This is a genomic window from Novosphingobium sp. (genome assembly GCF_037133355.1).
Taxonomy (GTDB): domain Bacteria; phylum Pseudomonadota; class Alphaproteobacteria; order Sphingomonadales; family Sphingomonadaceae; genus Novosphingobium.
In genome coordinates, this window is the sequence record NZ_JBAXOI010000022.1 from 49553 (window position 1) to 56926 (window position 7374).

Sequence of the window (7374 nt, forward strand, 5' to 3'; positions counted from 1 at the left end):
GTGCCGGGCCAATCGGAGAGCCAGTCATGCCGCAGGTCATTATTCACGCATGGATCGAGTTTGCCGACCAGGCCACGCGGGATGAGGCGGTGCGGCTGGGCACGCCGATCCAGTGGACTTCACGCACAGAGGAACCGGGCTGCCTCGAATACTGCTTCGCGGCCGATCCCTGCATTCCCCATCGCGTGACCATCCATGAGCTCTGGGAGGACCATGCCTCGCTCGTCGCGCATTTCCAGCACCCCTGCTATGCGGCGATGCGCGATGCGATGGTTGCTCTTGGGCCAACCGCGCTGTGGAACCGGATGTACGAGGTCGGGCAGGATTCGCCGGTTTATCAGGAGAACGGCGCCGTCCGCACTGTGCTGTTCGAAGGGCCCTGAAGCCTCAGGCCGCCTCGGCCGCCGGCTCGCCCTGCACCGAAATCAGCCAGCGAGCGGTGCCCTCCAGCCCGACCGCGCTCAGCAGGCCTGAAGAGAAGGCGCCTGTATCGAGCCCGATGCGCATCTGCGAGACGTGCGGTGCTTCCATGATCGTGTGGCCGTGGACCACTGCGAATTCGCGCAGTTCCGGGCTTTCGATGAATTCGCCGCGGATCCAGCGCAAGTCCGAGATTTTCTGCTCCTCGAGCGGGATGCCCGGGCGCACTCCGGCATGGACGAAGACATAGTCGCCGATCTGGATGCGGTCTTCCATCGCCTCCATGAAGGCGATGTCCTCGGCCGGTACCGCCTCGCGCATGATCGCCTGCAACTCATCGAGCGTTGTGCGGGTGTAGAGTTCGGGGTCGATGGGGTAGCTGAGCAAGGTTTCGCGGCCACCGTGGCGCAGGAAATGGCGCAGCGTATCCTCGCGCTCGAAGCTGCCGAGGAACATTTCCTCGTGGTTACCGGCCAGAATGCGCACCCGCCGCCGCTTTGCCCATTCGCGAGCGGTGGCGATGACCCCGGCGCTGTCGGGCCCGCGATCAACGAGGTCGCCGAGCAGGATCACCGTGGTGTCGGCCGGCGCACGCGCTGCCTCGTCCGCCTCGATTCGCGCGATCATCCGGTACAGCAGGTCGCAACGCCCGTGGATGTCCCCGACGGCGTATACGCGTTGACCCTCGGGCACCGTGGGGATCACCTCGGGCTCGGCGCGGCTTTCAAAAAGGGAACGCAACAGCTTCAGCATCAATGACGGGCCTGACTAAAGTTATATGGGCCTGAATGACTGCCATACAAGGCACCCGATGGCCGTGGTGCGGAATTGCAACAGACCGTGGGAAAGGCACGATAAGCCGTTGTAGCGCCCTTGTGCAATGCAGCATAATCCGGCAACAAAAAGTTACAAACCGAAGGACGTCCTCTTTTATCGAGTCGCCACGGTCTGTGCAGGTGGGACGACGCGACACCAAGAACAAAGGATTTCCCATGCGTACGTCCAGCAAGGCCCTTGTGGCCGCAACTTTTGCTGCGCTTAGCTTTGCCGCTGCTGCGCCCGCCCTTGCCGATGAAGCTGCACCTCCCAGCGACATTACCGTTACCGGCGCTGCAACGATCGCCAGCCAGTACCGTTTCCGCGGCGTGGCGCAGTCGGACAACAAGCCGGTCGTTCAAGGTACCTTCACCATCGCGCACAGCTCGGGTTTCTACATTACGACATGGGGTTCGAGCGCCTCTGCCGGAAACAGCCCGATCAACATCGGCGGGACCGAGATCGACGTGTATGGCGGCTATACCCATGGTCTGGGCAAGAGCGGCTTCGTCTTCGACGGCGGCCTCTATGGCTACATCTATCCGGGGGCAACCGTCGGCAACTACTGGGAAGTCTACGGCTCGCTCGCCAAGACGCTGGGCCCGGTGACGGCCAAGGTCGGTGCAAACTTTGCGCCCGCTCAGAAGGTGTTCAACTACAACTTCACCTCGACTCATCGCAGCAATCTCTACGTCTACGGCGAACTGGGCGCAGCGATCCCGGGCACTCCGCTGAGCATCCACTCGCACCTCGCGCACACCGGCGGCGGCTTCGACCTGCCAAAGCCGTTCTTCGACTACAACGTCGGGATTACCGCGAAGTATAAGAACCTTGCGCTTGATGCCTCAGTGGTTGGCACCAACATGCACCAGAGCGACTTTGCCAACAGCGGGCTGTGCAGCGGCGCAGGCTCTGCCACTGCGGTCAATGTCTGCTCGAACTCGTTCTACCGCACGACCAAGCCGGTCGGCGTGATCTCGCTGACCGCTTCCTTCTGAACGCGGGCGTAGCGTAAACGTAAAGGGGGCGAGCCGCAGCGCGGTCCGCCCCCTTTCGTCTCGATGATCAGCGCAAGTAGAAGTCGATCGTGGTGACGACGCGAACCTTCTTGAAGGGCGTGTCCGAAACACCCCAGCCGCCGCCCGAGTCGCCATCACGCGCGGTGACTTCGAAATAGCCCTGCGTCGCGTTCTTGATCCCGCCGACGCCTGTGCCGCTGTCCTGCGCGAATTGCTCAGCGGAGCGGCGCGCGTCCTTGGTCGCCGCAGCCACCATTTCCGGCTTGATCTTGTCGAGCCCGGTGAAGGTATAGGCCATGCCCGACCCTTCCTCGAGCATCACGCCGCGGCGCACCAGATCGAACTGGCGGCGCACGGCATCCTGCGCGCGCTTGATGTCGGTGGTGCGCAGCGCCATGCGCTGGCGCACGGTAAAGCTGGTCACGCCATTGTCGGTGCTGGTGCTGACATTGACGCCGGTGGGCTGGAGCGCTTCGGCGGGGAAGCCAAGGCCTGCGAAGAAGGCCCGGATCTCCTGGCTGTCGTGATCGACGCTGGCCTGCGCGCTCGACATGTCCGACGCGGTGGCGGAATAGGCGATCGTCCAGGTAGCAAGATCGGCGGTCACCTCGCGCTCGGCCAAGCCCCTTACGGTGACGGCGCGGTCTGCCTCGCGGCTGCGCCTGAGGCCGTCGCCCAGCAGATAGCCGCCCGCTACCATGCCGAGCGCGAGGACGCCGGCCACTGCAAGCGCCGGTCGCTGCCAGCCCGATGGGGCCAGCTTCGCAAGAAAGGTTTGGGAATCGGCGGCGGCCTCACTATCGATATCGGTCACGGTATGGTCTCCCTGTCGGGCCTCTCGCCCTGCGGTGAACTGTGCGATTCTGTCGATGAACCGAGTTTGAATGGATAAGGAGACTCTGTCGTGACCAAGTTCCTCCACGCAATGATCCGCGTGACCGACCCCGAGGCGACAATCGCCTTCTTCGAGCTGTTCGGGGTGAAGGAAGTGCGCCGCTTCTCAAGCGACAAGGGCCGCTTCACGCTGATCTTCCTCGCCGCGCCCGGCGAGGAAGGGATTGCCGAGGTCGAACTGACCTACAACTGGCCGCCCGAAGATGGCAGCCCGCCGGAAGTGTATTCCGGCGGGCGCAACTTCGGGCACCTCGCCTACCGGGTGAGCGATATCTACGAGACTTGCGCGAAGATCATGGCTGCCGGCCACATCGTTCACCGCCCCCCGCGCGACGGCCACATGGCCTTCGTGAAGAGCCCGGACGGCATTTCGATCGAGCTCTTGCAGGACGGGCATCTCGAACCCGCCGAGCCATGGGCTAGCATGGAGAACACCGGGACCTGGTGAGGGGTCAGGCTTGCCCCTCTCCCAACCCTCTCCCCTGAAGGGGAGAGGGCTTTAGCAGCTTCAGGCCGCCGCGCCGCGCCGCACCATCCACAGGGCGTAGAGTGCGGGGAGGAAGAACAGGGTGAGTGCGGTTCCGACGAGTGTGCCGCCGATGAGCACGACCGCGAGGGGGCCCCAGAAGCTTGAGAGCGTGAGCGGGAGGAAGGCGAGGACGGCGGCGAGTGCGGTGAGCAGCACCGGGCGGGCGCGGCGGACGGTGGCCTCGATGACCGCCGCTTCCAGCCCCAGCCCGCGCGCGCGTTCGGAATCGATCTGGTCGACGAGGATCAGCGTGTTGCGCATGAGGATCCCGGCGAGGCCGATGAGGCCGAGGATCGCATTGAAGCCGAAGGGGAAGCCGGTGAGGATCAGCGCCGGGATCGCGCCGAGCAGGCCGAGTGGTGCGGTGGCGAAGACGAGGCCGGTCATGCGGAACGAGCGCGTCTGCAGCATGAGCACGAGCAGCATGAGCCCGATCATGACCGGGAACAGCGGAGCGAGCGCGGTGTTGGCCTTGCCTGCTTCCTCGACCGAACCGGCAGCGGTGATCGCATAGCCGGCGGGGAGCTTGTCCATCAGCGGCTGCAGCCTGGGCAGGATCGCGGCGGTCACGTCGGCCGGCTGCACGCCCTTGGTGATATCGGCGCGCACGGTCATCGTCGGCACGCGGTTGCGGCGCACGAGCAGCGGGTCCTCGCTCGAGGGGACGATCCTGGCGACTTGGGAGAGCGTGACGCCGGTGCCGCCCGCGGTGCCGATGACAAGGCTGCCGAGATCGCCGAGCGCGCGGCGTTCAGCGGCCGGGGTGCGCACGACGACATCGGTGGTGCGGTCCCCGTAGCGCGCCTGCGTGACCGTGGCGCCGGAGATGAGCGCATGGACCTGCCGCGAGACACTGGCGGGATCGAGCCCGATGAGGCGCAGGCGGTCGTTGTCGAACTGGAGCGTGACGGCGGGGCTGCGGTCGCCCCAGTCGGTGTTGACCGCGACCGCATTCGGATTGGCGCGGACCACATCGGCGACCTCGGCGGAGATGCGGCGCAGCTGGTCCGCATCGGGACCGGTGACGCGGAAGGCCACGGGATAGGGCACCGGCGGGCCGAACAGCAGGCTGAGTGCGCGCACCCGGGCGCCGGGATAGCGGCCTTCGGCGGCAAGCTTCTGCAGCGCGAGACGCAGCCGCTCGCGCGCGGCGGGGCCGTGGGTCAGCACGATGAGCTTGGCGAACGAGGGGTCGGCCGGTTCGGGGTTGAGCGAGAGGAAGAAGCGCGGAGCGCCGCCGCCAAGGTAGGCATCGACGTAGCGGACTTCGGACTTGAGTTCGGGCCGGGTGAGGAGATCCTGCTCGAGCTTCTCGACCACGCTGCGGGTGGCAGCGAGGCTGGAGCCGTGGGGGTTGTAGACCTCGACCAGCAGCTCGGGCCGGTCTGAGACGGGGAAGAACTGCTTGGGGATGGCGACGACGAGGAGCACGCCGGCGAGCACCATGGCAAGGACAACGCCGATGGTGAGGCGGCCGCGCTGCGCGACGCTGCGGGTCACCCATTGGCGCAGCTGCTCGTAGCGGGGCGTGGCGTAGATCGCATCGTGCCCGCCCGCCACCGGCTTGATCTCGGGCAGCAGCTTCACGCCGAGGTAGGGGGTAAAATAGACCGCGACGATCCACGAGACGAGGAGGGCAAAGCCGACGATCCAGAAGATGTTGCCGGCATATTCGCCCGCCGTGGAGCGCGCGAAGCCGACCGGGAGGAAGCCGACGATGGTGACGATGGTGCCCGCAAGCATCGGCCCGGCGGTGGCGCCCCAGGCGAAGGTGGCGGCCTCGATCCGGCTCATCCCTTCCTCGAGCTTCACCACCATCATCTCGATCGCGATGATCGCGTCGTCGACAAGGAGGCCGAGGCTGAGGATCAAGGCGCCCAAGGTGATGCGATCGAACTGGCGGTCGGTCATCAGCATGATCACGAAGACGGCGGCGAGCGTGAGCGGGACCGAGAGCGCGACGACGATCCCCACGCGCCAGCCGAGCGCGATGAGGCTGACAACCATGACCACGCTCAGCGCGACCGCGAACTTGAGCATGAACTCGCCGTAGGCTTCCTCGATATTGGCGGCCTGATCGGCGACTTCGGCGACCGAGATGCCGAGCGGCAGCTGCGCGCGCACTTCGTCGAGCTTGCTGCTCAGCGCCTTGCCGAGCACGAGGCCGTTGTAGTTCTCGCGCATCACAACGCCGAGCATGACGGCCTCGCCGCCCTGGTGGCGCACCTGATAGCTTGGCGGATCTTCATAGCCGCGCCTGACCTCGGCGATATCGCCCAGGCGCAGCACGCGCCCGCCTGCGGAAATGGGCGCGGCGCGCACCGCATCGAGATCATCGAAGCCGCCGGTCACGCGCACCGGAACGAGGCGCGAGGGCGTCTCGAACTGGGCGGCGGGCTGGATCAGGTTCTGGTTGGCGAGCGCGGCCATGACCGCATCGGCACCGACCCCCAAGGTGGCGAGCTTGCGGTTGGAGAGCTCGACATAAATGCGCGGGCGCTGCTCGCCGATGAGCGAGACTTTCTTGACGCCCGCAACTTGCTGCAGCTCGCTGCGGATCGCCTCGGTCCGCTCGATCAACGCGCGGTGGGGAAGGCCCTTGGCCTGCACGGCAATGAGCGAGAAATAGACGTCCGAGTACTCGTCGTTGACGATCGGCCCGACCACCCCGCGCGGCAGATTGAGCGCCTCGTCGCTCATCTTCTTGCGCGCCTGGTAAAGCATCTCGGGCACGTCCTTGGGCGGCGTCTTGTCGCTCAAGATGACGGTTAGCGTGACGAGGCCGGGGCGGGCCTGGGTTTCGATCCGGTCCGACCAGGGCAGCTCCTGGATGCGCTTCTCAAGCCGGTCGGCGACCTGGTCTTGCATCTCGCGCGCGGTGGCGCCGGGCCAGGCCGCGGTGACCGTGAGCACCTTGAGCGTGAAGCTGGGATCTTCGGCGCGGCCCAGCTGGAAGAACGCGAAGATCCCCGCGGCCATGGCGGCCAGCAGCAGGAACAGCGTGACCGAGGGTTCCTTGACCGCGATCGCGGAGAGGTTAGGCCCCTTCATGGCTTTGCACCTTCGGCCGGGCGGACCTTCTGTCCGGCAAGGAGGAGTTGGCCGCCGAGCGCGACCACGCGGGCGCCAGCGGGCAAGGCTGAGGCGGGTAGGAAGGCTTCCTCTTCGGTAAGGCGCAGCGGTTGGGCGCGCTGGAAGCGGACGCTGCGGTCTGGCTGGATCACCCACACGCCTTGCCCGGCGCCGAGATCAACGAGCGCGCCAAGGGGCACGCGGGTGGTGCCCGAGGCGCCGCTGTGAACGCGGACGGTGACCGTTGTGCCGAGCGGGGCGTCCTCCGGGGAACCGGCGAGGACGTAGCGCGCGGCAAAGGTGCGGGTCAGGGGATCGGCCGCGCCCGCGACCTCGCGCAAGGTGGCGCCGACGGGGGTGCTCCGGCCATAGACGGTGGCCTGGGCAGACTTTGGCAAGCCAGCGAGCGCAGTCTCGGGCACGGCGACGAGCGCCTCACGCGCGCCGCTGCGCGCTATACGAAGGACGGGAGTGCCAGCGGCGACAACCTGCCCGGCCTCGGCGAGTACTTCCGTGACGACGCCGTCGGCATCGGCGACGAGCACAGCATAACCACGTTCGTTGGCAGCGTTGGCGGCGGCGGCGCGCGCGACCAAGAGCGTGGCGGCAGCAGCATCACGCGCG

7 protein-coding genes are annotated in these 7374 nt (G+C 66.5%); 3 read left to right on the plus strand and 4 right to left on the minus strand.

What is annotated here, in order from left to right:
• Positions 1-26 precede the first annotated feature (26 nt).
• On the plus strand, positions 27-383 hold the full coding sequence (locus tag WCL10_RS18085; RefSeq protein WP_336897042.1) for an antibiotic biosynthesis monooxygenase: 357 nt from the start codon (positions 27-29) through the stop codon (positions 381-383).
• 4 nt (positions 384-387) lie between these two features.
• Here the strand turns inward: WCL10_RS18085 and WCL10_RS18090 are convergent, their stop codons facing one another.
• Positions 388-1173 carry a metallophosphoesterase family protein gene (locus WCL10_RS18090; protein WP_336897043.1) on the minus strand — a complete coding sequence of 262 codons (786 nt, stop codon included), beginning with the start codon at positions 1171-1173 and terminating at the stop codon, positions 388-390.
• Between the two features lie 239 nt (positions 1174-1412).
• Between WCL10_RS18090 and WCL10_RS18095 the strand changes: the two genes are divergently transcribed.
• A complete protein-coding gene (locus tag WCL10_RS18095; protein WP_336897044.1) occupies positions 1413-2234 on the plus strand; it encodes a TorF family putative porin in 822 nt (273 codons plus the stop codon).
• A 67-nt stretch (positions 2235-2301) separates the two neighbouring features.
• Here WCL10_RS18095 and WCL10_RS18100 read toward each other — a convergent pair whose 3' ends face one another.
• Positions 2302-2955, minus strand: coding sequence for an SIMPL domain-containing protein (locus WCL10_RS18100; protein WP_336897050.1), 654 nt, complete (start codon positions 2953-2955; stop codon positions 2302-2304).
• Between the two features lie 204 nt (positions 2956-3159).
• On the opposite strand from WCL10_RS18100, the gene WCL10_RS18105 reads away from it, so the two are divergent.
• The gene (locus WCL10_RS18105) at positions 3160-3597 is read left to right on the plus strand and encodes a VOC family protein (protein ID WP_336897045.1); all 438 of its coding nucleotides are present in this window, start codon (positions 3160-3162) and stop codon (positions 3595-3597) included.
• A 60-nt stretch (positions 3598-3657) separates the two neighbouring features.
• Here the strand turns inward: WCL10_RS18105 and WCL10_RS18110 are convergent, their stop codons facing one another.
• Positions 3658-6729, minus strand: a complete 3072-nt coding sequence (locus WCL10_RS18110; protein WP_336897046.1) for an efflux RND transporter permease subunit — start codon at positions 6727-6729, stop codon at positions 3658-3660.
• Positions 6726-7374, minus strand: a 649-nt coding sequence (locus WCL10_RS18115; protein ID WP_336897047.1) for an HlyD family efflux transporter periplasmic adaptor subunit, incomplete at its 5' end; no start/stop codon positions are given. The genes WCL10_RS18110 and WCL10_RS18115, both read right to left, overlap by 4 nt.